The organism is Clostridium sp. CAG:221 (assembly GCA_000435835.1).
Lineage (GTDB): Bacteria > Bacillota > Clostridia > Clostridiales > Clostridiaceae > Clostridium.
In genome coordinates this window covers 61,923-88,013 of the sequence record FR883421.1, presented here as the reverse complement: position 1 = coordinate 88,013, position 26,091 = coordinate 61,923, and the positions used below count along the sequence as shown (strand labels likewise).

Genomic DNA, 26,091 nt, shown 5'->3' with positions numbered 1-26,091 from the left:
TTATCTATATAAACTATATAATTTTTCTAACTCATAACTATTGGAATAATTAGTTTTCTTACAATTCTCCTCTAGTGCATTTAACTTCATTCTATTTTTGAATAATTCTTCCACACCATCTGCAATTCCTTCCACAGATAATTCACAAATTACTCCATCATAATTTTCTTTCACTTGACTCTTTGCAGTTGGATAATTAGTAATGAGCACAGGCTTGTTTAATATTTGTGCTTCCACTACAGTTACTGCCTTACCTTCATAACGTGATGGTTGAACATATAAATCACACTTTTTCATATACGGATAAGGATTTGTCTTCTTTCCAAGCAATATAAAACTGTCTTCTAAATTATTATCCTTTATAAGCTTTCTTATATTTTCTTCATCTCCACCATAGCCAACAACATTCCACTTAATATTAGTTAACCCTCTATTATGTAATACTTTTAATGCCTTTACTGCATTATCAATACCTTTTGCTGGTGAAAATCTTGCCACTGATAATAAACTAAATTCATTTTTTTTTGTATTAAAATCTTTTACTTCTTCATTAGCCATTTTTTGTATAAAGTTAACTGCTGTTATATTTTCAAGTACATTCACTTTATTCAATAAACTGGGATACTTAGATAAAAAAGAATTTTTACATTCTTCAGAAACAGCAAATATGTAATCATATTTATCCCACATTTCTAAATCCAATTCTATATCTGTATCTAGCTTTGAATAATCAGTATGTATCCATGCCACTTTAATTTTTGCATTTACTTTTTCTGCTACAAAATAATGTGGCCAAAGGTAACTTATTGCAATATCATATTGTTTTTGTAATTTAGGTAAATACTTCATTGAATATTTCCACATTAATTGCATTTGAACATAAGAACTTTCATTTAATTTATACTTTTCAGCTATTTTATTACAATTTCTTTTTGCTCTAAGTCTTGAAATACCTAATGCTACTTGCCCCTCTTTAAATATCTCACCTATTGATTTTCTAAAGGTGGAGTATTTCTTATTTTCACTTATTAAATTCACTTTTTTATTTATTAAATTCATAAAATCCCCAGTATGACTATATAGCATTAAATCTACATTATTATTTTTGTAATCAAAACTATCTAACATACTTATAAGGCTTCTTTCTACTCCACCTATCTCCATATCAAAAGATGCAATTAACACGTCTTTCATAAGATTTATTACTCCTTTTATTATTTATATTTAATTAAACTTTTTTCTCTTTTATCTACAAAAACTGTATTAGCAGGAACTTCACCTTTAACAATACTTCCTGCAGCAATTACTGCATTATCTCCAATTACTGTATTTCTTAATATTACTGAGTTAGCACCTATCCATACATTTTTCCCTATAATAACTTGTCCAGTTAACATTCTTCCATCACCAGTTTTTCTAAAGTTATGATCATTATCATTTATAGAAACCCCTGGTCCTATTTTTGTGTATTCACCAATTTCTATTTTATCTATACAGTTTATACTGCAATTATCATTTATAAATACTTTATCACCTAAAATTAATTGTCCTTTATGATCTATTCTTATAGTTGTATTTCTTCTTATAAACACGAAAGGTTTTATTATTATCCTACATTTATTGCTGAATATATCTATCTTACTTCTACTTTGAATAAAAAAAATAGAACTTTTGATATTTTTAAAATAGAAAATTTTATATCTTAATCCTCTTAGCACTGATATAAAATTAGAAAAATACATTATAAAAGTATGGTAAAAACCTCTTGTTTTACATTCATTTATTAAAACGTTAATTATTTTTTTCATATTATTTATCTCAACCTATCTAAATTAATTTTTACTAAGCACTTCTCTAAATTTAGCTATATTTTTTCCACCAATAATAAATGCCATTGATTTTTTTATTGATGTTTTAATTCTAGTACTTACTGGTAACCAGCTTTTATAATAATGATGTACTGCATAAGTATTTTTTCCATCCTTCATATAGCAATTAATATAATCATAAGGTGAAAAGTATTCTTGTGGATAAAATGTAGCTACTCCATCTATTTTTTGATAAGTTCCATCAAGGTTAATTCCTAAATCTTTTACCATCTTGCTTACTATTGCCACATTAGTTAATGTATCTACTGTTCCATCTTTTTTTATAAAGCTTTTATCATTATAGGAATCTAAAAACTCTTTAATTAATTTATTTTTTTTACATGCTCCAATGGTACTTGTAGCTATAAAATTCTTTTCTTCAAATCCCCATATAGAATCATTATTTAATAAATTATTAAAACTTTTTTTAACCTCAACATCTGTATCTAAATATATACCACCATAATTATATAAAGCGTAAACTCTTACATAATCACTTACAAATGCATACATTCCTTTTTTATAAGCCTCTTTAACAAATTTATTACTATTTATATCGAATGTTTTCTCATTCCATTCTACAATCTCATACTCTTTTAAATGTTCTTCCCAAGATGAAATACACTTTTTAACTATATTTGGCTTTTCCTTATTTCCAAACCAACAATAATGAATTATTTTAGGTATACTTCTATCCATATATACTCACCCTTATTTATAAAATATCTTATCAAATTTTAAATACTTACTATTATACTGCATATTAAATCCAATAACCTGTTCGTAATAAAAAAATCCAAAATAACAAAGCATAAACCCAAAATATAATAATCTCTTTTCTTTTCCCTTAAAACAATTTTGGATTATGTACGGAATTAATACGAAATTATATAATTGAAAGTAAATTGTAAATCTATTAAATATCCAATTGTACATGCCAAAAGCAACAAATATAACATTTATTAAAGACATATTTACAAATATGTTACTCTTAGGCCAACTTTCTTTAAGTTCTTTTCTCTTTATATATGCTAAAACTATAGGAACAGCATTTACTATTACTCTCATAAAGCTTGATCCACCCATATCAGTTTGATTTGAATAGTATCCATAATTAGTATCTTCTAGTGCTCCTAATAATGCCGGAAATATAGTTGAAAACCCCATAAATCCTATACAACTTACAATTATTACTGCTACTGTTGTTTTTGACCAAGCTTCTTGTTTTACTATAAAATATACTGGAATTAGTATTAATGCCGATTGATGAAATGTTGATGCTAGCAAAATAGAGATTATATATAGTTTTGTATTTCCTTTTTCAATAATTCTTGTAAATGTAAATATTACTGCTGCAATCATGCTTTGCCTTATACCATTCATTGTTGTTGTAAAATATCCTGATGTGATATACATATATATTTCTAATTCTAAATAATTGCTATAATGATACAAATTATAAATATTAAATCCTACTGTTATTAATGAAGTTACAACTATTAATAATAATGGATCTTTATTTATTGTATATAGAATATACTGAAATAAATTAAATCCCCAATCACCTTCTGTGTTAAATTTATATTTATATAATAATGAATAACTATGCTTATATTGAAATGTATCACCAATATCATTTCTAAATGCTGATATTAAAAAAATAACTAAAAATATAAGAAAAGCATAAAAAATTGATAAGCATTTTCTATTCCTTGCTATTCTACTTATATACCCTAATAAATATGTAGTAACTAAAGCAAAATAAAACGCCCCCATAAATTATCCTCCTGAATAAACTATATTTATTACGTGTTTCTTATTATATGTCTGTATAATACATATCCAGCTGGAATAGCTAAAACAGTGAGTATTTTACATGGTGTCTCTTTTAAATAATTCTTATTTTTACTTATAAAACTACTAGATACATAATGAATACATTCTTTAAATTTAAATTTTAATGAAGCCTTTGGATTTTTCATATTATCAATTCTTATAAAAGCAAATCCTTTAGGGTTTCTTCTATATTGCTTTAACATATTTAAGGAAGATCCATCTTCCATATATTCAACATTACATACAACTTCATTCATTAATGCTAATTTATATTTAGAATCAAGCTTTGCATATTTATATGCTAAACTTACATACTTTTCTCCTTCAAATATTGGATATGGATATTGTGTAGTAAGCTCACTTCTATATATAAGCTTTTTATCACCTTTTAAGCCATATTTATTATAAATATCAAAATAAGTTGACTCCTTTAATTCATTTGGAAACTTATCACCTATTACTTTTCCATTTGTATAAGCATCTAATGCCATTATTCCGGCTAAGTCACTTCTTTTATTTTTATTCCAGAAACTAATTATTTTTTCCACTGCATCATCTGGCATATAATCATCTGAATCAATACATACATTTAATTCTGTCTTTATATTTTTATAAGCAGTATTATGAGCTCCATGCATTCCTTGATTCTCTTGATAAATATAATTTATTTCAAGTTTATTTTCATTTATCCAGCTATCTACTAATTCTTTAGTATTATCACTAGAACCATCATCAATGATTACCCAAGTAAAATCTTTGGAAGTCTGTCTTAATAAACTCTCATAACACTTATGCAAAGTATATGCCCTATTATAACTTGGCGTAAACACTGTTAGTGTCTTCATATGTTCTTTCCTCCTTATATTTATCTAAATAAAACTTTGTTAAAAACTTTACGTTTGTTGCTGCATCATATCCACTTTCAATAATTTTTCTCATATTATTAGATTTACTCCAGTTCATCTTTAATATTTTATCTGCCCATACTTTAGCTTCTAAATTTAAATCTATAAATTCTACATCACCACATATATTTGATTCCTCTGTTACTCCTGTAGAAGTTATACATTTAAGTCCTGCAGCTTGCGCTTCAACTAAAACCACAGCTAACCCTTCAAATAAAGATGGAAATAAAAATAAATCCATTGCCTGCATTAAATCACTTATATCTTCCCTAACCCCTAAAAACTTTACTGAATCTTCAATACCTAGCAACTTAACTTTCTCCTTTATTTTTGAGTATAAGTCACCTTCTCCTACTAATAGCAAAACAGTATTTTCATCTTTTTTATGAATTTCATTAAATACATCAACTAAAAATTCATGATTTTTTTGGGGATTAAATCGTCCTACATGTCCTATAACTTTTTTAAATTCAATACCTAATTCTTTTCTTACTTTATTTCTTATATCATTATTAAATTGAAACTTTTCACTATCAACAGCATTGTTTAACGTAATAACTTGTCCAGAATTATTTATTTCTTTTCCAAACAGCCACTCTCCTGCCCTCTTTGAACAAGTAAAGTAATCAGTTATACTATCTTTTAAATTCATTCTTGCATATATTCTAAAAACATATTTATAATCTAGTTTTAAATCAGCTAAATGACTATGTGCAATCCTACAAGGTATATTTGCTTTTTTCGCAGCCTTTAGTACAAATGCACTATTTTCATTCATATGAGAATGAACTACTTTATACTCCTTATGTTCATGAAAGAATTTATCTAATTGACCAAAGTATTTATGATAGTTTCCTGGTCGTATTGGAAGCATTCTATATATTTTTCCACCTAGTTTTTCTATATCATCATCATAATGACCTCTTTCACTTCTATGAACCATAAAATCAAATTGAACTTTGCTTCTATCTATTTTTCTATAATAATTCATAAGCATTGTTTCAAGTCCACCACGATTCATTATAGTAACTACTTGTAATACTCTAATTGGTTCCATAAATTCTCCTTTAAATATTTCTATATTTTAGCTCTTAAAAATTCTATTGTACTTAACATTAAATAACTACAAAAACTCATTTTATTCTTTATAAAAAAGTAAAAAAAACGCCAATGAATGGAAAAGTATTTTAATTCTAAATTCTTATATGCATTTCTTATATATTCTTCATTGATTATTTTCTTTATATTTTTTATTTTATTAATTCCACTTATCTTATTATTTTTAGAACACTCTATTAAACCTAATCCTAATACAGAAGTACATATTCTATTATTTAATGCTTCTTCAAATACTTGTTCAAAGTTATTTTCTTTTATAAAATCACTAATATACTTGAAAAAAACTTTTCTTTGCTCTTTTAACTTTGGATTATATTGTGATGTTACTGATTTAGGATTATCTCTCCAATAGTGATACATAGATTTATTTAAAAACATTACTTTTTTCAAATAATTAAATGTAAATATATTAAATAAGGTATCTTCAGCTGATCCTATTTTTTTTAAATCAACAAATTTTATTTTATTTTCTTTCAATATATCAGCTCTATATAACTTTCCCCATACAGTACCTAATGCATCTAACATTTCTGGATTTGATAATTCTTCTTTAATTGGTCCAACTAATTTTCTTAACAATTCATTTTTCACTTTATCTTCTTTATAAATTATTTCTTCTGGTAAATTAAATATCTTTTCTTTTGAATGATCTTTAAACTCTCTTATATAACTGCACATTACTAAATCAAGATTATTTTCTTCTGCTTTTTTATACATTACTTCAAGCATATTAGAATCTATCCAATCATCGCTATCTACGAACATGATATATTTTCCACTGGATAGCTCAATTCCTTTATTTCTACATTTAGATACTCCAATTTCTCCACAATCGAAAACTTGTATTCTTTCGTCTTTTTTTTCATAATCTCGCAATATATTTAAACTATTATCTGTTGAACCATCATCTAAAAATATTATTTCAATATCTTTTAATGTCTGTGAAATTATGCTTTTTACGCATCTTTCTATATAATTTTCAACATTAAATACTGGTACTACTATACTTACTTCTGGAGTTATTTTCTTCATAAGTTACCTCCGAATTAAATCTGCCACTTAAATAAATTTTATCAATCTGTTTACTTACATTTTTTATATTAAATTTCTCTAAATTTGCTTTACTAAAGTCTTTTTTATCTTCATTAATAAATTTATTAATATGTTCAGCCCATTTAAATTCATTTTCTTGTAGTGATATTACATTTAATAAACCTAAATCTGCTTCTTTAGTAATTTTGTCTGAAATAAAACATGGTAATCCTGCTGCTTGAGCTTCAACTAATGTAACAGGAAGTCCTTCCCATTTAGATGGAAAAATCATGTAGTCCATATTACTTAAAATATCCCCTACATCTTTTCTATTTCCTAAAAGAGTAATTACATCATTTAACTTATATGAATCGATTAAATTTATTACTTTTTCCTCATCAGGCCCTTTTCCTAACCAATATAAATGAATATCATTTCTTAATTTATTAATCTCATTAATTACTTTTACTATAAAGATACTGTTTTTTTGTTCACACATTCTTCCTACTGTAACAAAATTTATTTTACTTTTATCTATATCTAGATCTTTAATAACAATATCTTTTTGACTAAACTTTTTTAAATCTATTCCATTAAAAATAACATTGTTGCCCTTTTTCTTTATATTTTTTTCACCATACATATATATATTAGCTTCACTTGAGCATCCCACATTTAAAGTTGAAAATGTGTTAATTAATATTCTCATGAATTTTCTATATATCTTTATGCTTTTACTTACTCCAACTGTTCTAGCATGTGCACTATTTGTATTATGGGAATGTGCTATTCTAATTGGAACTCCAGCAATAAATGCAGCTAATAAATTTATTCCGTTAAAAAAGTCAATATGAGTATGAACAACATCAAAAGGTCCTTCTTTTTTTAAAAGCTTTATCAGTCTGAAAAAATGTTTTACTATATTTCTAGTTCCATTTAAATCTGCAGTGTGATACACTTTTCCTCCATTATCAAGAATATATTGTTCATGATATTGCTTTCCTTGACATGCTACTGCAAAATCTAATTCTATTTTTTCTTTGTCAATATTATCAAAAACATTCAACAAAAATGCTTCTATCCCTCCTGGAGCTAATCCATGAGATATTTCTAAAACTCTTACTTTTTCTGATTTACTCATACTTACCTCATACTTCTTTTATTTATTTTCTGTTAATACATACTTATTTGAACTAACTACGCTACTATCACAAAGCCCTTTATAAATAAGTCTTAAACTTTCATTAATATTTTCCACATCATATTTTTCAATTTCCTTAGAAACTGTAAACTCATTATCTCCATAAAGGTATTGTTCTTCTATGGCTTTAGCTGTAGCTTCATAGTCTCCTACTTCCACTAATTCACCAACGGTTTCATCTACCACAATATCTCTACAGCCTCTTATATTAGTAGCAATTACTTTTTTACCACATGCCATAAGTTCCATTAAGTTTCTTGGTAGTCCTTCTCTATAAGAAAGAAGTACTCCTATATTACATATATTAATAAGTTCATTAATATCATTTCTAAAACCAAGGAATGTAACTTTATCTTTTAATCCTCTATTTTTAACTTCTTCTTCTAGTTCTAAAAGTTTATCTCCTTCGCCTACACATATGGCTTTTATTTCTGGATATTTATCCTTTAAAACTTCCATTGCTTTAATAAGTTGTATTTGATTTTTGTTTTCATTAAGTTCTGCTATCATTAAAATAACAAAATCACTTTCTTTTAAGCCAAGCTCTTTTTTCTTATTTACTATTTCTTCTTTTGATAATTTCTTATATTGATTTAAATCTAAACCTACACCATTTAATAAATAACAATTCTTTGGCTTTAACTTATTTTTAGTTATTTCATAATCTTCAGAATTAATATTAATAGTAGTATCTGTAAGCTTGGCCATTATCTTTTCTATGGGATAATACATTATCCATCCTAACTTTGAACCACCTTTTAAAAAATGATATCCATGGGCAGTATATATTGTTTTTAAATACTTAAACCTAAGCTTTAATAATCTTCCATATATAGATGCTATAGGTGTATGAACATGTACTATATCAAAATTTTCTCTTTTTTGTATATTAACAAGTTCTTTAAATGCCTTTATATTTCCTAAACCTAAAGGATTTCTAGAAAAAGGAATATCATATATCTTTACTCCCTTTTCTAGCAGTCCTTTATTTACAGGCTTATCTATGGAACAAGCACATTGCACTTCATATCCTTCTTTCAATAACATTTCAATGTGAGGAACAAGAAATGCATTTATTGTCCTACTTACTGTTGTTACATATAATACTTTCTTCATTAACTCCTCCTACCTTTATTACTTTAGCAGGTACCCCTACTGCTGTAGCTCCTACTGGTATATCTTCTATTACTACTGCTCCTGCTCCTATAATAGCTCCCATACCTACTGTTTTCCCTTGAATTATTGTGGATCCTGTTCCAAACATAACTCCTTCTCCAATTTTGTCATTACCTGATATATTGACATTCCATAAAAGAGAAACATAATCTTTTATTACTGTATCATGACCAATTCCACATTTTGGACTTATTATTACATGATTACCTATGGATATATTCGCTGTTAATATAACACCTTCATAAACTATACATCCTTCTCCAATTTCCATATAATCATGTATCCAAACATTTGGATGTACAATTGTAGCAAATTTAAATTTATTATTTAATTTTTTTACAATACTCTTCTTAGCTTCATAATTGGAAATGGCAATTACCACATAAGTATCTTCATCCATCATAATAAGAGAATCAGTTCCGCCTAAAACTGCATAACCATTTACAACATTACCCCAATTTGCAGGATTATCATCTATATACCCAAGCAAGTTCCAAGTTGGCTCTAACATATTTATCTGTTGTATTATTAAAGAGACCTCTCGCCCTACGCCTCCTGCTCCAACAATAACTATATTTTTCATAATAATTTCCTTTTACCTTTTAAACTTTCTTAAAAATTTAGAAATTTTTTTATCACTTTCATGTCTATAATAAAGTCTTTCTCCTGAATTATCATAATCATTTAAAATTGTACCTATTATATTTGCTTTTACTTTTTCCAATTCTTTATATGAATTTATAACAGTTTTTCCTTTAGTTTTATTTGCTTTCACCACTAATACTGTTGCATCCGACTTTGCTGCTAAAAGTTGTGCGTCTGTCACTGCTAACACTGGTGGTGTATCAAGAATTATATAATCATAATTTATTGATAATTCATCTAAGAATTCTTCCATAGTTTTAGAACCAAGAATTTCTGCTGGGTTTGGTGGAATTGTTCCACATGGTAATACATAAAGATTATTCTCTATCTTTTTAATAACTTCTTTTAAATCTTGCTTATCAAATAATACATCTGTTAATCCCTTATCATTAGGTATTAAAAACTTCTTATGTACTGAAGGTTTTCTTAAATCACAATCAATCAGTAAAGTTCTACTTCCATTTTGACTTAAGCTAAAAGCTAAATTTCCTGCCACTGTAGACTTACCTTCACTACTATTAGAACTGGTAATTACAATTGTTTTTATTGGATTATCTACCGATGAATATTTTATACTTGTTCTTATTGAACGATAACTTTCTGCCGATAAAGATTGAGGCATTTTATTAACTATGAACATTTTTTTAACTCCCTCTCAAATTCTCTTTCATGATGTGGTATATCGCCTAACACTGGAACTGGTAGTATTTTTTCAAGTTCTTCTCTTTTGCCTATAGTGTCATCTATATAATCTAAAAATAATATAATTCCAATAGATATTATTATTCCTGCTGCAATGGCAACTAAAATAACCTTAGCCTTATTAGGAAGCGAACTATATGTTGTAGGCTCTTCTAGTATCTTTACTTTTACCCTTGAATCTATTTCTTTTATTTCATATTCAAATTTTTCACAAACAGCATTTAAGATATCTTCCATTTCATTTGTTGAAGAGCTAGTATAATTTAATGTAAATATAGGAGCTGTTGTTGATACTGAATAAGATATTGCATATTTAACTTGATCTGATGTTTTAGATATTTTATTTTTCTTTAAAGTATCATCTAAAAAATCTCCTACCTTCATTATTTCATTGAAAGTAGCCATAAATTTACTATATGCCTCTATCTCATTTTCAGAATAATTATCTAGTATCTTATCACTGGTACTTACTAAAAACTTCATACTGCATGTATAAGTAGGTGCCATTTGTCTAGTTTTATATATACCTAAAACTGTTGTTAAAGCTGTAACTACTATAATTATCCATAACCTCTTTCTAAATAAACTTCTCATATCTTCTAAGTTAATTAATTTATCTTCCATTAGATTCGCCTCCTATTTTGCTTTAGTTAGTTCCATTAAAATACTCCATTGTTACATTATCATCCTGGTTAATACCTTCTTTAATAATTACCTTCTTCACAGTTAAAAATATTATCTTTAAATCCAATAGAAAACTTCTATTCTTTACATACCAAACATCTAACTTAAATTTTTCTGTCCAAGTAATTGAGTTTCTTCCATTTATTTGAGCCCATCCTGTTAATCCTGGTCTTACATCATGTCTCTTTTTTTGCTCTTCACTATATAAAGGTAAGTATTGAGTTAAAAGAGGTCTTGGTCCCACAATACTCATATCTCCCTTTAATATATTAATAAGCTCCGGAAGCTCGTCTATACTTAAACTTCTAAGCTTAGCTCCAAAAGGAGTTAATCTTTCTTCATCACTTAAATAATTCCCATTTTTATCTTTACTATCTTTCATTGATCTAAACTTAATCATTTTAAAAACCTTATTATCTTTACCAACTCTCTCCTGCACAAAAAATACAGGACTTCCTAAGTTAAAATAAACAAGAATTGACACTACAATTAATATAGGCGATAAAGCTATTAATGCAGTGAAAGAAAGAATAATATCGAAAAACCTTTTTACAATTTCATATAAAATATTTGCTTTAATATCAATTCACCTCTTCATATTAATTAAAAAGACTTGTAATTATATTAATAACTCTTTTTAAATCATCATTAGTCATTTTTGTATCTGATGGAAGACATACTCCTCTATTAAATATATCTTCTCCAACGCTTATACCATTTTCATTATGGTTATAGAACATATTATCTTTATAAACAGGTTGTAAATTCATTGGCTTCCAAATACGTCTTGATTCTATGTTTTCTTTTTCTAAAGCATCAATTATATCTGTTGGCTTAACCTTACTTTCTTCTTTTAATGTAATCACTGATAACCATTGATTGCTTGTACACCCTTCTGTTATTGGCATCATATTTATATCATCAATATCCTTAAAAGCTTCTTTATATGTGTTAAATATATGATTCTTTTCTTTTACTCTATTATCTAATACTCTTAATTGACCACGACCTATTCCTGCCACCACATTACTCATTCTGTAGTTATATCCTATTTCTTTGTGTTCATAATAAGGCATAGGTTCCTTTGCTTGTGTTGATAAGAATCTTGCTTTTTTCACATATTCTTCGTTATTTGATACTAATGCTCCTCCACCAGAAGTAGTAATTATCTTATTACCATTGAAAGAATATATTCCTATTTCACCGAAAGTCCCACTCATTTTACCTTTATAAGTAGAACCTAAGCTTTCTGCTGCATCTTCAATAATTTTCACATTATACTCATCACATAATTCCTTAATCTCATCCATATTGGCACTATTACCATAAAGGTTAACAACAATTGCTGCCTTTGGAGTGATTCCCTTTACTTTTAAATCTTCTAAAGCCTTTTTTAAAGCTTTTGGTGACATATTAAAGCTTTCTGGCTCTGAATCTATAAATACTGGAATTCCACCTTCATATACTATAGGATTGCAGCTTGCACAAAATGTTAAAGATGAACAAAGAACATAATCTCCTTTTGTTATATCTAAAAGCTTCACTGCTAAATGAATAGCACTGGTACCTGAAGTTAAGGCTGCTGCTGATTTTATCCCTACATATTCTGATAATTCTTTTTCAAATTCATTAACATTTGGTCCTAGTGGTGCAATCCAATTTGTATCAAAGGCTTCTTTAACAAATTTTCTTTCAAATTCTCCCATATGTGGTGATGATAAAAATATTCTCTTATTACTCATACTAAACACCTCTAATTATCATAATTATTTACTCTATTAAAACTGTAGTTGCTGCTATTTCTTTCTTTGATATATCATTTAATACTTCTTTATTTTCCGTACTTTCTTTATAAGTTGGTACTATATGCTTCAATGTATTTCTTAACTGTCCCATGTCATCATTAGTTGAAATATTCATTAATTTTGAAATTGATTGTTTCAATTTTGCTAAATCAAATGTGCCAGGCTTTCCAATAAAAATCTTCTCATGAGCTGTATTTTTAAGTCCTTCTTCATCCATAAGAAGCTCTTCATATAGTTTTTCACCTGGTCTTAATCCTGTTACTTCTATCTTTATATCTTTATTAGGTTCAAAACCAGAAAGCTTAATTAGGTTTTCTGCTAAATCATATATTTTAACTGGTTCTCCCATATCAAGAACAAATATTTCTCCACCTTTAGCATAAACACCTGCTTGAAGCACAAGCTGTGCTGCTTCTGGAATAGTCATAAAAAATCTTGTAATTTTCTTGTGAGTAAGGGTAACTGGCCCCCCTTTAGCAATTTGCTTCTTAAACAATGGAACCACCGAACCATTTGATCCTAGTACATTACCAAATCTTACAGCCACAAAATCTGTATTACTTTCTTTATTTATAGCTTGTATTATCATCTCACAAAGCCTCTTGCTTGCACCCATAACATTTGTTGGGTTTACTGCTTTATCTGTTGATATTAAAACAAATCTTTCAACTTTATATTTACTAGATACTTCTGCTACATTTAATGTACCCGCAACATTATTTTTAATAGCTTCACATGGACTATCTTCCATTAGAGGTACATGCTTATGAGCTGCTGCATGGAAAACAACGTTAGGCCTGTACTTATTAAATACATGTTCTAACCTAGCTTTATCTCTCACTGAACCTATAAGAGTTACTAAGTTAAGTTCTGGATAATTTCTTTTTAGTTCCATTTGAATTTCATATGCATTGTTTTCGTAAATATCAAATATAATAAGCTGCTTTGGATTAAACCTTACTATTTGACGACACAACTCAGACCCAATAGAGCCTCCTCCACCAGTTACTAATACTATTTTTTCTTGCAAATAATCAGCTATTCCACTATAGTCAAGCTTCACTGCTTCTCTTCCTAATAAGTCATTAACATCCACATCTCTAATGCTTTCAACGGAAAATTTACCATCAATTATTTCATTAAGACCAGGCATTATTTTAACTTTAACCTTTAGATCCTTACATTCATTAATTAATTCCTTTAATATCTTTTTTTCCAAACTGGCAATGGCAATTATTATTTCTTCTACATCCTTTTCTTTAACTATTTGCTTCATATCATGCCTATTGCCTAATACTCTCACACCATCTATATAAGTTCCAAGCTTTTGCTTATCATCATCAATAAGTCCTACAACTCTTTTTTTAAGCTCAGGTCTTCTGCCTAATTCTCCTACCACTAAAGCTCCTGCTGCTCCTGCCCCAATAACTAGTACTTTCTTAAAATCCTTATTTTTAATGGCTGTGCTAAAAATAATTGCTCGTCTTAATATTCTCCAACCTAATCTAAGACCATTACAAAAAGCCATGATAAATATGGCTGACAAAGTAGTTACCATCATTGGAATTCTATTTGTTGATGCTAATGATGATACAACATTTATTAAATAGGCTATTGTAATTGCAATAATTCCATTACTTAATTCTGAAACTCCAGCCAACGACCATATACTGTTATATTGCTTACATATTGCCATTACTATAATATATATTACTGCTGCTAAAATTATCTTATTAAAATTTCCTTTAAAGTATGTCATAACTTCTAAGAAACTCATATTTTCTAAATAAAATCTAAATATATAAGATAAAAAATATGAAAATATAATTAAAGAAAAATCCAATAAAAGTAAAACCCCAACTTTAATCTTTCTATTTTTTAATACATCTTCTGCCAGCGTAATATTTGTCATTAGATTTCCCCCTTATCTACCATTTCTATATTTAATTTTAATAAAGTATTTATCAGCACAACCCCCCATTATTTAACATTATTACTTAATTTAGTATAACACTCTTTAAATATACAGAAAAAAAGTTTCGTCCCCAAATTTACGATTCAAATTGATAGCTTTCAACATTACATAATTATTTTCTCTCTCTTTTATCCTATTATTTTTTTTATTTTTTAATATTTCTATATATTCCATTAACACTCTCTATTTATTGAATTATTTCTTGAATAATATAAAAAAAGCTATTGAATTCACTTTAAATTCAATAGCTTTTTCTTATTTTAATTTACATATATTTCATTATATGTAAATTAATCTAATTATTCGTCACTTTTCCCTACACCTGAAAGTATTAAACCTTTATTATGTTCTAGAGCCCAATTGATACCCCAGTCATTTTGGAATATTAATATATTTCTATCTTTAAAGTCTTTTACCTTCTTAGCATCTGAAGTTAAGTTTAACTTATCTACATCTACATCATTATTTTCTATCCATCTTACATATCTAAATGGAAGTCTATCCATTTTTATTTCAACGTTGTATTCGCTCTTTAATCTATATTCAAGAACTTCAAATTGTAGTACCCCTACAACACCAACAATGATTTCTTCCATACCAACATGGTTTTCTCTAAATACTTGGATTGCACCTTCTTGTGCTATTTGTGTAACACCTTTAACGAATTGTTTTCTCTTCATAGTGTCCACTGGTCTTACTCTTGCAAAATGTTCTGGTGCGAATGTTGGAATTCCTTCAAACTTGAACTTCTTTGAAGGCATACATAATGTATCTCCAATTGAGAATATACCTGGATCAAATACCCCAATAATATCTCCTGCATATGCTTCTTCAACTATTTCTCTATCTTGAGCCATAAATTGTTGTGGTTGAGCAAGTTTAACCTTCTTACCACCTTGCATATGGAAAACTTCTAATCCTTTTTGGAATTTACCTGAACATATTCTCATGAAAGCAATTCTATCTCTATGAGCTTTGTTCATGTTAGCTTGTATTTTAAATACAAAAGCTGAGAAGTTTTCATCAAATACATCTATTTCTCCAATGTTTGATTGTCTTGGAAGTGGTGATGTTGTCATTTCTAAGAAGTTTTCAAGGAATGGTTCAACCCCAAAGTTAGTTAAGGCAGATCCAAAGAATACTGGAGTTAATTCTCCTGTTCTTACTTTTTCCACATCAAATTCATCACCAGCTATATCAAGAAGTTCAATATCTTCCATTAACTTATCATGAAGTGCTGATCCTAATATCTCTCTAAATCTTTCATCATCTACAGAACCTTCTATTGCTTCAACTTCTGTAGCACCGTGGTTACCACCATTGAAAGCAATGATTCTTTCATTCTTTCTATCATAAACACCTTTAAATTCCTTACCTGAACCTATTGGCCAGTTCATTGGATATGTTTTGATTCCAAGTTCGCTTTCGATATCTTCAAGTAATTGGAATGGATCTTGTGCTTCTCTATCCATCTTATTGATGAAAGTGAAAATTGGCATTTCTCTTAATGAGCATACATGGAATAACTTTCTTGTTTGATCTTCCACCCCTTTAGCAGCATCTACAACCATTACTGCAGAGTCAGCAGCCATAAGAGTTCTATATGTATCTTCAGAGAAGTCCTGGTGTCCTGGAGTATCTAATATATTGATGCAGTGTCCTGAATAATTGAACTGCATTACTGATGATGTAACAGAAATCCCTCTTTGTTTTTCTATTTCCATCCAGTCTGAAACAGCATGTGTTGATGCTTTTCTTGCCTTTACAGAACCTGCTAATCTAATTGCCCCTCCGTATAATAGGAATTTTTCTGTTAATGTTGTCTTACCAGCATCAGGGTGAGATATGATTGCAAAGGTTCTTCTTTTCTTAATCTCATTTATGTAATCTGCCAATTTATTATCCTCCTAAATTTAATCTATAATTACTTAAACTCCGTTGGAGTTTTTTCCTTAATTCATCATTCATAATATATAATTCATCATTATAAATCTTCCTAATTTATTTTAATTCATGTATGTCTTTTATTCAAGTTTATTTATAATTCAATCTTTCCCTCTTTAATTGGATATATTTTAAATATATAATTAATTATGTATTTTTTGTTTAAAGAAGGATTTATTGTATTAAATTAAAAGAAGAATAATCAAAAAACAACATATACAAGCTCCTTAAAAAACTATGTTTTTTTATTTTCTTAAAATTGTTTTAAAATAAATTATCTAGTAAATACTATATTATAAAAATACTTTTTTAACTTACTATATGGTTATATATAAATAAAAGGATTTGATGAAATGTTTATATTTTTAGTAATTTTATTAGCTATATATATTTTCATATTTGCGCTTTTAAATGCTAGCTCAAAAGATAAATTTAATGATCAATAAAATACAGGGAAAATGTATTATGCTATATTAGCAATACATTTTCCCTATATTTTAATTCTTAACCATAATTTCTGCAATGGAAGCAAACTTTTCTTCATCCTTGCTAACTTCTACTAAATTTATTTCCTTAAAGTTATTTTTAATCTTTTTTACTGCTTCCTTTAAAGCTTCCTCTTCTGCTGGTGTCCTGTACTCCACCTCTAGCCATATATTTCCGTTGTCCTTATCTACTGCTGAAAACTGAAATTTATTATGGGCAAATCTAACAAAGTTCACACTGGATTTATTGTGAAAAAATGTATACTTGCTTTCATTTTGCAAATTAGCAATGGCTCCTTTTAAATAATCACAAATGGATTTTTCCTGACCATTTACTTCTTCATTAAGCACAATCTCATCTTTATCAGTTGCTATTTCTATGGATAAATTAGTATATAATTCTGTTCCTTCCACATATATACGATAGCTTTTATTCATATTAGGCATATTTTTTATATTTATGGCATTAGATGATAAGTAATTATACTTAACATTTTCGCTATCAAAAAACACATTATCCATACACATTATTTTTGATGTCCATATTTCTTGTTCATTATCATCTAACATTACTATACGTCTGCCCACCAATGACTTATCATCCTTAGTTAAAAAGAAAGCCCCATTATTATATTCTGATAGCAGCCACTTATTGGTAAATTCTATGGCTCCACTTTTATCTATTTGTGCAAATTTTAATTCTAATTTTTCTTCCACTATGTCACTTCCTTATACACAAATAATTTATTAATTTAATCCTAAAATTTCTTTTAACTTATCTAAAAATCCCTTCTTATTTTGGCGCTGGATATGAATTGTTCCACTTCTTATAGGTTTCATTTCATAAATATCTTCATCACTGGCTTCTTCTATTTCCATAAGGCGCCTTTCAATTTCATCATAATCCATAAGCCTTTCAGTGACTTCATGCCTACATAAATCTGTTATAAGCATATGAAGTAGCTTGCCCTTATAGCTTTTATTATTAATCTCTATAATAAAATCTCCTGTGGTTGCATTGGGATAAACAAAAGCTCCACCTTTTATATCACTGGAAGTAAACTTATTTCTACTACAAATCATTTGATGCATTAACACTCCTAAAGAAAAAGCTCCCACTTGCCTTCCTTTTATATTAAAACGAGCGTTACTGCTATAATCATTAAGCTCTGGTGCTGAATATCCATAAATAGTTCTTTCAAAATTTAAATGCCCTATGTCCAGATATCCTTCTCTCATCTTACATATGTGACTTAAACCTACAAATCTAGGTACATCGTCATTGAGAATTATAATATGCTCATCACTTAAACCTACTACTCCATAGCCTTTTTCTTCTAATACTTTTAAGAATGCTAATATCTTACGGCAAAGCTTTATTATTCTATTTACTTGCACCTTGCCAAACTCATCTATAAATACCTTTTCTTTAATTTTACTTCTTAAATCTGTGCCAGGTATATAATCTAAAATTAATATAGGCTCACTAATACTATATTCACCTTCAAAGTTGTCATTTACGGTCTTAAACCAATCCAGTGGTTCTGGTAAAAGCATTGATGAAATATCATTTAAGATATTTAACTGCTGCCTTAGGTATTCTCTTCTTTCTTCTATACGCCCTTCATTTATATCTTTTTCCCTATAGCATGTACTTTTTGCTATTACAAGCCTCTTCACCGATTGATCATAAGCCATATTTATTTTAGTAAGAGTATCTGTTCTTTCTTCTACATTCTTTACCCAAGTAAAATTTTCCTTGTAGCGTTCTTCAATTTCTTCTAAGGATAATATCTTCCATCTTTCATTTATATTTTCCATGGTCATAGCATATTTCTCCTTATTAATTCCATGTTCTTGAGAATTGCAGCCCGCACTTCCATTACATTCTTATATCTATCTTCCTTCCTATATTCAGTACACTTCTTGATAATGTTGGCTGTTTCATCTAAGTATCCCATTTCCATTAATCTTTCTATAGGAATAATGGTATCTTCTGTTTTTAATTCTTCTGTTAAAGGCTTGCATCTTAATAAATGATAGAGAGTTGCTCCCAAGGTATATATATCAGCTCTTTCATCAAGCTTGGCCAAAGAAGCACTACCACTTCTAAATTCTGGTGGTTTATATCCAAAGGTTCCTGCTCCTGGTATACCTGCCCCTTTTATATTACTGATTACTTCTCCATCATCATTTTCTAATACAAGGTTCATTGAACCAAAATCAAGGAGAGTAATAAAAAGTTTGCTGGTGATGATGATATTGTCTGGCTTTAAGTCTTGATAAATGAAATACTGCTTATTATATTTAGGATAAATTTTTGATTTATGTCTTTTATGAAAATTTGAAAGAATAGTCGTAAGCTCTAAGGCATATTCCATCACATCATTTTCCCAACGTCTTATATTGGTATAATTTCTATCATTCATCACATAATTAAATCCCATATTAACATAATGTCCTAAGTTTTCCCCATCTATCATCTGCATTACTATATATGGTTCATTATTATATATTTCTTCATCTTCACAATAAAATCTAACACCATCTACATCTATATGCGGCCCATGGATTTCTGGACAGTAATCGTAGACCACATCATTTATATTAGGCATCCTGCTTTCACCACTGTTTTTAAATGCCTTAAGACACTTTATTTCAAAGGATATTTCTTCTCTCATATCCTTTATTTCATCATCCCGGGATTTATCATAAGCATAACTGAATAGTCCTGGAATATTATCATATCTTCTTGCCTTTATAAGGACATTTCTATTATTAAGTCTTTTATCAATAGCCTTATATACTATGCCAAAGCCTCCATCAGCAGATTTTATATCCTTGATTTCATACCTTCCTTCTCCAATGGTTATTGGAGCCTTTAGTGTTTCATCCTTTTCACCACTTTCAATGGTGAATTCTTGAAAATTTCTATTTAGTGATCTACAACACTTCCACATAAATTCATCACCTACTGCGCTATAAATTGTAATCCGTATTTCCTGCTTAAGACTATCATATCTCCATCATTTAATTTAACATCTTCATCTATTACTGGTTCTGTGTTAACATGCAGTGCATTGGAAGCTGAAAGCTTTCTTAAATAAAAGTTACCATCTTCCTTATAAATCATTGCATGCTGCCTACTGACATTTCTATCTTCATCAATACTAGTCATATCTATATCTGGTGTTGAATTGATACTTTGGCGTCCTATTATGGTTTCATCATATTCAAGATTAACTACTGCTGCAATTTCTCTTCCTTTATAAATAATAACCCTTGGTCCCTGCCCTGGAAGTGGCTCTATTTTTTTTACAATTCTTTCTTCTTCCACTATTTCATAAGGGTAATCACCTAAATCTACTTCCACAGGTGCACCGCATATTCCACAACATGTTCTTGCTTCATATTCTTCATCATTTTCTGGAGTATAGATCTTGCCACAGGAATTCTTTATGCATATTTTCTTTTCCATTTACCTTGCTCCCTCCCATTATTGGTCTTCAAAAATTGATTCTATGTCTAGAGGCAGATTAATAAGCCCATCATCACCTATCTTGGTGCTGGTATTTCTATTTTCATTCATCTTTGACATATCAAGCTTCTTTTCTTCACGATACTTTTCAAGTATTCCTTTATAGCCAGTAATAAGCTCCTCATTTTTCAAGTATTCACAGATACTTATAATTCTTTGAAGGTTATTTATTACTCTAACATCATTACCTTCTTTAGAATCTTCTTCTATTTCATCCTCATATCGCTTGATTTCCACCATCTTAAAGTTTCTCTCAATATCTCCAACTCTATATCTGCTCCTTCTACTATCTGTACCAAATTCAACCACAACTACATTGGCATTGGTTTTTACATTATCACCATACATATCTGGTATACAGTATTCCACAGAAGTTTTCATGATATTAAAAGGTCCCTTTAAGTTAACTCTGCTGGATACAGTTACATTAAAGTAAAAGTTATAAAGCTGATCTTTTTCTATTTGACCTATATTGATGACGTATTCTCTATCTGATGAAATCTTTGCCTTACCTAAATACTTCTTTTCTGGAGTACCTCTATAATGATCTGTTATTCTTACAAGAGGACTTATTTCAGTAAGTCTAAGCTTTACATTAGTCATAATTACTTGTTTTGATTTATCAAATAAATTATGAAATATCTTAACTGCTTCTTCACCATTAGATATAATATCTGTTCTACCATTGCTAGGTATTGAAAGTTTTTCTAAGAATGAAAATTTTATATCTTTATTTCCTACACCAAGGCAATCTAGTGAAATACTATCATCACCTAAGTATTCTGCTTCTCTAATACCATCTTCCTCAGTATCACAAGTAGGAATACCATCAGTAACGAAAATTATCTTTTTTACTTTATCACTAACTTCTTCCTTCATTAATATCCTTGCTTCTCTTATGGCTGCTGAAATATTGGTATTACCTGATGCAGTTACTTTGTTTAATTCTGATAGCATAAAATCTTTATCACTACCGCTGATATTTTTAAATACTACTTTAGGTAAATCATTATATGTTATTAAGCTTAAGTTATCTTCATCACTACTATTTTTTATTAAACTTTCCACTGCTTTTTTAGCTACTTTAAATCTACTGCCATATTCAACATTATCTTCTTCTATAACATCTGTCATGGATACACTAACATCTAACACTAAACATAAATCTACACCTGAGTTTACTTTTTCTTTTTCCATAAAGTCTTTTCTTATTTCATCGCTAGGCTGTACCCCAACCCTTACAATGATATTTTTTTCTTCATTATCTGAAAGCAAATATGGAATATTAGCTCCAGTTTTTATTACTAAATCTTGCATTTAGTTCCCTCCATGAAATTATTTTAAAACTTTAGAAGTTATAATTGTTATATTATCTCCTCCGCCATTTAAGTTAGCTTCAGTTATTATCTTGTTATTTAATACATCCAATGACTTTTCCTTATTTTCTTTAATGATTTTTTCTAGGCTTTCTGTGACTTTCCATAAGTCATCATTATAATAAGATTTATTAATGTAATCAGTAACTCCATCAGAACAAATAATAATAATTTGACCTGGTTCCAAGTCTAGACAATGTATACTTATGGTAAATTCTCTTGGATAAAGGTTGCCATCCTTAAAGGAACCTCCCCCTATATATCTTGTTATTGCATATCTGCCTTCTGAATTTACCACCTTATCCCAAGCCATTCCATTGGCCAATTTTAAATTCATCACATTATCTTCATAATTTAGCAAGTTAAGTCCATCTTTTTCACTATATATAAAAAGCCTGCTATCTCCTATAGAGGTGTAATACATTTTATTTCTCACAATAACAGCCAATATCAATGTGGTAGCCATGATTCCTGATGGTGTCTCTTTTGTTATATCCACCTTTGTTTTTATTGACTCAATAATATCTATGTTAGATTTTGCAATTACTTTACTACAAAATTCTTTAATACTAATTTCATCTTTTAAAAGAGATGCCTTTTCCTTAAAAGCCTCTATGATATTTTTTCTTAATATGGAGCTAGCTTCCTTACCTGATCCTAGCTTTGCCGTTGATACTCCATCTCCTAAGGCTAAAAGGGTAATTTCCCTTTTTTCATCCTTCATCACTAAAAACATATCTTCATTAAATTGGTTTTCATCTTCATATTTTTTTATATGCATATCTCGTAAGGCCTTTTTCAGTTTATTTACACCTACATTAGTACTGCCAAGGCTTTTTACCTTTAATTTTGTGTTTTCAACATTATATTTTTCTTCAATGAAATACTTATAGCTTTCCTCCAATTCTTTAATGGATTTAAACCTTTTTTCTTTAGTAATATTTAAGCATTTCATTATAAAATTATGAAATCTATATGGTAGATCATCTCTAAATAATCTTAAATTATATCCATAATACATTTCTTCATCATCACTTAGGATGCCAAAGTTATTTAAGATAAGCTGTAAGAAAAGCCTGCCAAAAATATAAACATTGGACTCCTGTCCAAGTTTTTCTTCAACCTTATTTAACACCTCCGGTGAACTTATTGAATAGCCATAATCAAAGTTATCTACAATGACCTTATTTTTTATGAATCTACGTCTATTAAATAGCTTTAAGGTTTCTATATCATCTTTATTTAACCAGAAATCTTCCAAGTTAATAGCACTTATAATGAGCTTTTCTTCTGCAAGTTCTTTAAAGATTTTTATAAGCCTCATGGTAATTTTATTTATTTCATTTAACTCTAGCTTTCTATCACCTATATATTGATGTAAGGACTTACTATTTTCTTTTTTTAAAAAGTAAATTTCTTCTTTTTCCTCATCAACATATTGAGGATTTTCAATAGTTTTTCTATGGAAAATAAAATCTTCATAGCTTACCTTTGATTTTATCTTGTAAAACTTATTGGTAAGAGTGCACTCTTCATATTCTTGAATTCCTTCTCCAAGATTAACTATATTGCCACAGCTATCACAATACTTTGAATCCTTCAGCAGCTTTCCACACCTTGGACATATATTTACCACCATTCCACCTCCCTGCCTTATAATTTCTTATAAATCAAACTAATAACTCCATAATATATATTACAGTTTCCCTTGAAATATAACTGCCTCTACTTCTGTTTGCATTAAATGTTGTTATTTATACTCTTGAAGTTTATCCTTATTTTTCTGCACAAAAAAAGCAGCATTGCTCATCAATACCGCTTTAATTAATACTATCTTCTGCTTCAAATATCATACTGTCTAATCCGTTAATCTTATCTAGAAGAAATTTATTTTCTATAATTTTTCCTCTAACAAAAAGTAATATACAAATCATTATTATCATTAAAATTATTATGGATACTTTTCTTAAGTTCATTTGTCTTCCCCGTTTCGTACGTTTTATATATTTTATGTTTTGCTTATATTTTTATTAATTGTTCCTCTTATTAAACTATACTATTTAATGTACACTCTCTATTATACTTAACAGTTTCTGATTTAATATGTACCCTTCTTCTAGCGGTGAGCATAATACTTATTTCAATAATCATTGCTAAAACAATACATAGTATTGCAATAATAATACCAAAGTTCACTTTCTTCATTACCATCCCTCCACCTAATTCTCTTACACCACAATTCATAATGATAACACATTTTCCATATTTTAAATACATTTATCATATGTAATTCTACTTTTAAGAAATGTTATTATTCATTATTTATTAAAAACAATACACTATGATTATTTTCTTAATTCACTGTATTGAATATTGATACGATTTTCTGGATTATTATCTACACAATATAAAACAACTAAAAAACTCCACTCTAAAGGTTTCATAAGATAATAAACTATATCTGCAGAAATTTTACTGTTTATATGCTTACTTAATGGATAACCATACTTATCATAGATGTCTCTGATAATTTTATGAAGCTTAGGAGTATATTGCTCTAAAATATTTTCAAAGGCATTGGCCACCATAAGCTGTCTGTTTACAGTTATTCTCTTACCATTTCTAACGCCACTTCTTAAAGGCTTTACTACTTTTTCATGGCCTCTAGCTGCCACAGTGCATAGATAGTGTCCATCTCCTGGAATTATAACTGGATCTGGTGGTATGACCTTGGAATAATTATAGGTACTTGTATCTAAAAATACTTGAATAAAGCTATCAGGCTTTTGACCAAATAATACAAGAAATAGCTGAATTACCATAAGTACAGGAAATATAAATAATGTCCAAAAACCAACATTAGTTTCATACTTTATAAAAATTTTATATAACTTATTTACTAATATATTGTTATAAATTTTATTTTTTTCTCCTTCTACACTTCTAACCTTATCCATAGATTGCTTTAAAAGTGATACATACATCATGCTTAAATAAATTAAATGACGTCCTAAAGCTTTTATCATATAAGAAGATGTAAATTCCAAATCCTTCACCCTAAAGGTATGAGTAAAATATGTTACGTTTAAGGCTATATTTATTAAAAGTATGCTACAACTTATGACATAAAGTAAAGGTGCCATTTTTCCATTGAAATTTATCAATATAAAATACACTAATAATCCTAAAATAAAAAATACAACAAAGGTTAATATATGCTGAAAGGATAATGGAGTATAGCTGTTTAGATATTGATTACTCAATTCATATATTTGAAGGGGCTTACCTGTATCTACTAATCCACTGATACACAGTAAATTAAAACTACTTAAAGCTATAACAATAAAAGAGTAAAATACTTCTACCTTCTCATTATTTAAGATAAATTTTTTGCTTATAAATATCCCACTTTTACCAAAGAAGCTTTGTATTAATTTATAAATCCAAAAAATTGGCACTGAAAAAGCTATAATTACATATAAATAAAACAACACTTTTACTAACATAAAATTACTCCTTTTAATTCTATATTAATTTTACCATATTATTTCTATTTTATTGTGGCAAGATTTATTAAAAACAGATTTATATGCACAAAAAACTCCGCCTAAACGGAGTTTTTCATTATCTATCATTTTACTTTCTATCATTAATTAAAAGTCCACCAACTGAAAGTAATAATGCACCAACAAATCCCATTATGCTTGCATCACCTGTTTTTGGTAGCTCAGAAATATTATTATTGCTTGGTTTTTTAGATATATTACTTTGCTCTTGTGCTGGCTTTGGAGCTGGCTGTG

Annotated in this window: 26 protein-coding genes; all 26 read right to left on the bottom strand. The window is 28.4% G+C overall.

Going from position 1 to position 26,091, the window contains the following annotated elements; translation table 11 throughout:
• Positions 1–1,194 carry a glycosyltransferase gene (locus Q5O44_RS12320; protein WP_022168734.1) on the bottom strand — a complete coding sequence of 398 codons (1,194 nt, stop codon included), beginning with the start codon at positions 1,192–1,194 and terminating at the stop codon, positions 1–3.
• Between the two features lie 20 nt (positions 1,195–1,214).
• The gene (locus Q5O44_RS12315) at positions 1,215–1,808 is read right to left on the bottom strand and encodes a DapH/DapD/GlmU-related protein (protein ID WP_022168733.1); all 594 of its coding nucleotides are present in this window, start codon (positions 1,806–1,808) and stop codon (positions 1,215–1,217) included.
• A gap of 24 nt (positions 1,809–1,832) precedes the next feature.
• Entirely contained in the window at positions 1,833–2,567 is a 735-nt protein-coding gene (locus tag Q5O44_RS12310) for a glycosyltransferase family 32 protein (protein WP_022168732.1), read from the bottom strand.
• Positions 2,568–2,579: 12 nt separating this feature from the next.
• Positions 2,580–3,644, bottom strand: a complete 1,065-nt coding sequence (locus tag Q5O44_RS12305; RefSeq protein WP_022168731.1) for an EpsG family protein — start codon at positions 3,642–3,644, stop codon at positions 2,580–2,582.
• 29 nt (positions 3,645–3,673) lie between these two features.
• Positions 3,674–4,549, bottom strand: coding sequence for a glycosyltransferase family A protein (locus tag Q5O44_RS12300; protein WP_022168730.1), 876 nt, complete (start codon positions 4,547–4,549; stop codon positions 3,674–3,676).
• Entirely contained in the window at positions 4,515–5,666 is a 1,152-nt protein-coding gene (locus tag Q5O44_RS12295) for a glycosyltransferase family 1 protein (RefSeq protein ID WP_022168729.1), read from the bottom strand. The genes Q5O44_RS12300 and Q5O44_RS12295 overlap by 35 nt, the downstream gene beginning before the upstream one ends.
• A 20-nt stretch (positions 5,667–5,686) precedes the next feature.
• Positions 5,687–6,760 carry a glycosyltransferase gene (locus Q5O44_RS12290; RefSeq protein ID WP_022168728.1) on the bottom strand — a complete coding sequence of 358 codons (1,074 nt, stop codon included), beginning with the start codon at positions 6,758–6,760 and terminating at the stop codon, positions 5,687–5,689.
• The gene (locus tag Q5O44_RS12285; protein WP_022168727.1) at positions 6,714–7,901 is read right to left on the bottom strand and encodes a glycosyltransferase; all 1,188 of its coding nucleotides are present in this window, start codon (positions 7,899–7,901) and stop codon (positions 6,714–6,716) included. Before Q5O44_RS12285 ends, Q5O44_RS12290 begins: the two co-directional genes overlap by 47 nt.
• A gap of 18 nt (positions 7,902–7,919) precedes the next feature.
• The gene (locus Q5O44_RS12280; RefSeq protein ID WP_022168726.1) at positions 7,920–9,077 is read right to left on the bottom strand and encodes a glycosyltransferase family 4 protein; all 1,158 of its coding nucleotides are present in this window, start codon (positions 9,075–9,077) and stop codon (positions 7,920–7,922) included.
• Complete coding sequence (locus Q5O44_RS12275; protein ID WP_022168725.1) at positions 9,043–9,720, bottom strand: acetyltransferase; 678 nt, start codon at positions 9,718–9,720, stop codon at positions 9,043–9,045. Before Q5O44_RS12275 ends, Q5O44_RS12280 begins: the two co-directional genes overlap by 35 nt.
• Before the next feature lie 12 nt (positions 9,721–9,732).
• Positions 9,733–10,422, bottom strand: coding sequence for a CpsD/CapB family tyrosine-protein kinase (locus tag Q5O44_RS12270; RefSeq protein ID WP_022168724.1), 690 nt, complete (start codon positions 10,420–10,422; stop codon positions 9,733–9,735).
• On the bottom strand, positions 10,413–11,108 hold the full coding sequence (locus Q5O44_RS12265) for a YveK family protein (RefSeq protein ID WP_022168723.1): 696 nt from the start codon (positions 11,106–11,108) through the stop codon (positions 10,413–10,415). The genes Q5O44_RS12270 and Q5O44_RS12265 overlap by 10 nt, the downstream gene beginning before the upstream one ends.
• Before the next feature lie 22 nt (positions 11,109–11,130).
• Positions 11,131–11,754: a sugar transferase gene (locus Q5O44_RS12260; protein ID WP_302638018.1), complete on the bottom strand. Its 624-nt coding sequence runs from the start codon at positions 11,752–11,754 to the stop codon at positions 11,131–11,133.
• 13 nt (positions 11,755–11,767) lie between these two features.
• Positions 11,768–12,910, bottom strand: a complete 1,143-nt coding sequence (locus tag Q5O44_RS12255) for a DegT/DnrJ/EryC1/StrS family aminotransferase (RefSeq protein WP_022168721.1) — start codon at positions 12,908–12,910, stop codon at positions 11,768–11,770.
• A gap of 28 nt (positions 12,911–12,938) precedes the next feature.
• Complete coding sequence (locus Q5O44_RS12250; protein WP_022168720.1) at positions 12,939–14,885, bottom strand: nucleoside-diphosphate sugar epimerase/dehydratase; 1,947 nt, start codon at positions 14,883–14,885, stop codon at positions 12,939–12,941.
• Between the two features lie 362 nt (positions 14,886–15,247).
• Positions 15,248–16,843 (bottom strand): peptide chain release factor 3, encoded by a 1,596-nt coding sequence (locus Q5O44_RS12245; RefSeq protein WP_022168718.1) that lies wholly within the window; start codon positions 16,841–16,843, stop codon positions 15,248–15,250.
• Positions 16,844–17,389: 546 nt separating this feature from the next.
• A complete protein-coding gene (locus Q5O44_RS12240) occupies positions 17,390–18,094 on the bottom strand; it encodes a hypothetical protein (RefSeq protein ID WP_022168716.1) in 705 nt (234 codons plus the stop codon).
• Positions 18,095–18,124: 30 nt separating this feature from the next.
• The gene (locus Q5O44_RS12235; RefSeq protein ID WP_022168715.1) at positions 18,125–19,204 is read right to left on the bottom strand and encodes a mitogen-activated protein (MAP) kinase; all 1,080 of its coding nucleotides are present in this window, start codon (positions 19,202–19,204) and stop codon (positions 18,125–18,127) included.
• Complete coding sequence (locus Q5O44_RS12230) at positions 19,201–20,337, bottom strand: protein kinase (protein WP_022168714.1); 1,137 nt, start codon at positions 20,335–20,337, stop codon at positions 19,201–19,203. The genes Q5O44_RS12235 and Q5O44_RS12230 overlap by 4 nt, the downstream gene beginning before the upstream one ends.
• Before the next feature lie 11 nt (positions 20,338–20,348).
• Positions 20,349–20,855, bottom strand: coding sequence for an FHA domain-containing protein (locus Q5O44_RS12225; RefSeq protein ID WP_022168713.1), 507 nt, complete (start codon positions 20,853–20,855; stop codon positions 20,349–20,351).
• An 18-nt stretch (positions 20,856–20,873) separates the two neighbouring features.
• A complete protein-coding gene (locus Q5O44_RS12220) occupies positions 20,874–22,232 on the bottom strand; it encodes a VWA domain-containing protein (protein WP_022168712.1) in 1,359 nt (452 codons plus the stop codon).
• Between the two features lie 18 nt (positions 22,233–22,250).
• Positions 22,251–23,927, bottom strand: a complete 1,677-nt coding sequence (locus Q5O44_RS12215; protein ID WP_302637998.1) for a PP2C family serine/threonine-protein phosphatase — start codon at positions 23,925–23,927, stop codon at positions 22,251–22,253.
• A 184-nt stretch (positions 23,928–24,111) separates the two neighbouring features.
• Positions 24,112–24,267, bottom strand: a complete 156-nt coding sequence (locus Q5O44_RS12210) for a hypothetical protein (protein ID WP_022168710.1) — start codon at positions 24,265–24,267, stop codon at positions 24,112–24,114.
• 70 nt (positions 24,268–24,337) lie between these two features.
• Positions 24,338–24,496 (bottom strand): hypothetical protein, encoded by a 159-nt coding sequence (locus Q5O44_RS12205; protein ID WP_302637996.1) that lies wholly within the window; start codon positions 24,494–24,496, stop codon positions 24,338–24,340.
• A gap of 140 nt (positions 24,497–24,636) precedes the next feature.
• On the bottom strand, positions 24,637–25,797 hold the full coding sequence (locus Q5O44_RS12200) for a DUF6688 family protein (RefSeq protein ID WP_022168708.1): 1,161 nt from the start codon (positions 25,795–25,797) through the stop codon (positions 24,637–24,639).
• A 130-nt stretch (positions 25,798–25,927) separates the two neighbouring features.
• A complete protein-coding gene (locus Q5O44_RS15270; RefSeq protein WP_370545577.1) occupies positions 25,928–26,026 on the bottom strand; it encodes an LPXTG cell wall anchor domain-containing protein in 99 nt (32 codons plus the stop codon).
• Positions 26,027–26,091: the final 65 nt, after the last annotated feature.

Excerpts from the sequence above, each read along its gene's own strand:
- Q5O44_RS12320 (WP_022168734.1), bottom strand. The coding sequence starts at position 1,194 with ATGAAAGACGTGTTAATTGCATCTTTTGATATGGAGATAGGTGGAGTA.
- Q5O44_RS12315 (WP_022168733.1), bottom strand. The coding sequence starts at position 1,808 with ATGAAAAAAATAATTAACGTTTTAATAAATGAATGTAAAACAAGAGGT.
- Q5O44_RS12310 (WP_022168732.1), bottom strand. The coding sequence starts at position 2,567 with ATGGATAGAAGTATACCTAAAATAATTCATTATTGTTGGTTTGGAAAT.
- Q5O44_RS12305 (WP_022168731.1), bottom strand. The coding sequence starts at position 3,644 with ATGGGGGCGTTTTATTTTGCTTTAGTTACTACATATTTATTAGGGTAT.
- Q5O44_RS12300 (WP_022168730.1), bottom strand. The coding sequence starts at position 4,549 with ATGAAGACACTAACAGTGTTTACGCCAAGTTATAATAGGGCATATACT.
- Q5O44_RS12295 (WP_022168729.1), bottom strand. The coding sequence starts at position 5,666 with ATGGAACCAATTAGAGTATTACAAGTAGTTACTATAATGAATCGTGGT.
- Q5O44_RS12290 (WP_022168728.1), bottom strand. The coding sequence starts at position 6,760 with ATGAAGAAAATAACTCCAGAAGTAAGTATAGTAGTACCAGTATTTAAT.
- Q5O44_RS12285 (WP_022168727.1), bottom strand. The coding sequence starts at position 7,901 with ATGAGTAAATCAGAAAAAGTAAGAGTTTTAGAAATATCTCATGGATTA.
- Q5O44_RS12280 (WP_022168726.1), bottom strand. The coding sequence starts at position 9,077 with ATGAAGAAAGTATTATATGTAACAACAGTAAGTAGGACAATAAATGCA.
- Q5O44_RS12275 (WP_022168725.1), bottom strand. The coding sequence starts at position 9,720 with ATGAAAAATATAGTTATTGTTGGAGCAGGAGGCGTAGGGCGAGAGGTC.
- Q5O44_RS12270 (WP_022168724.1), bottom strand. The coding sequence starts at position 10,422 with ATGTTCATAGTTAATAAAATGCCTCAATCTTTATCGGCAGAAAGTTAT.
- Q5O44_RS12265 (WP_022168723.1), bottom strand. The coding sequence starts at position 11,108 with ATGGAAGATAAATTAATTAACTTAGAAGATATGAGAAGTTTATTTAGA.
- Q5O44_RS12255 (WP_022168721.1), bottom strand. The coding sequence starts at position 12,910 with ATGAGTAATAAGAGAATATTTTTATCATCACCACATATGGGAGAATTT.
- Q5O44_RS12250 (WP_022168720.1), bottom strand. The coding sequence starts at position 14,885 with ATGACAAATATTACGCTGGCAGAAGATGTATTAAAAAATAGAAAGATT.
- Q5O44_RS12235 (WP_022168715.1), bottom strand. The coding sequence starts at position 19,204 with ATGACCATGGAAAATATAAATGAAAGATGGAAGATATTATCCTTAGAA.
- Q5O44_RS12230 (WP_022168714.1), bottom strand. The coding sequence starts at position 20,337 with ATGTGGAAGTGTTGTAGATCACTAAATAGAAATTTTCAAGAATTCACC.
- Q5O44_RS12225 (WP_022168713.1), bottom strand. The coding sequence starts at position 20,855 with ATGGAAAAGAAAATATGCATAAAGAATTCCTGTGGCAAGATCTATACT.
- Q5O44_RS12220 (WP_022168712.1), bottom strand. The coding sequence starts at position 22,232 with ATGCAAGATTTAGTAATAAAAACTGGAGCTAATATTCCATATTTGCTT.
- Q5O44_RS12210 (WP_022168710.1), bottom strand. The coding sequence starts at position 24,267 with ATGAACTTAAGAAAAGTATCCATAATAATTTTAATGATAATAATGATT.
- Q5O44_RS12205 (WP_302637996.1), bottom strand. The coding sequence starts at position 24,496 with ATGAAGAAAGTGAACTTTGGTATTATTATTGCAATACTATGTATTGTT.
- Q5O44_RS12200 (WP_022168708.1), bottom strand. The coding sequence starts at position 25,797 with ATGTTAGTAAAAGTGTTGTTTTATTTATATGTAATTATAGCTTTTTCA.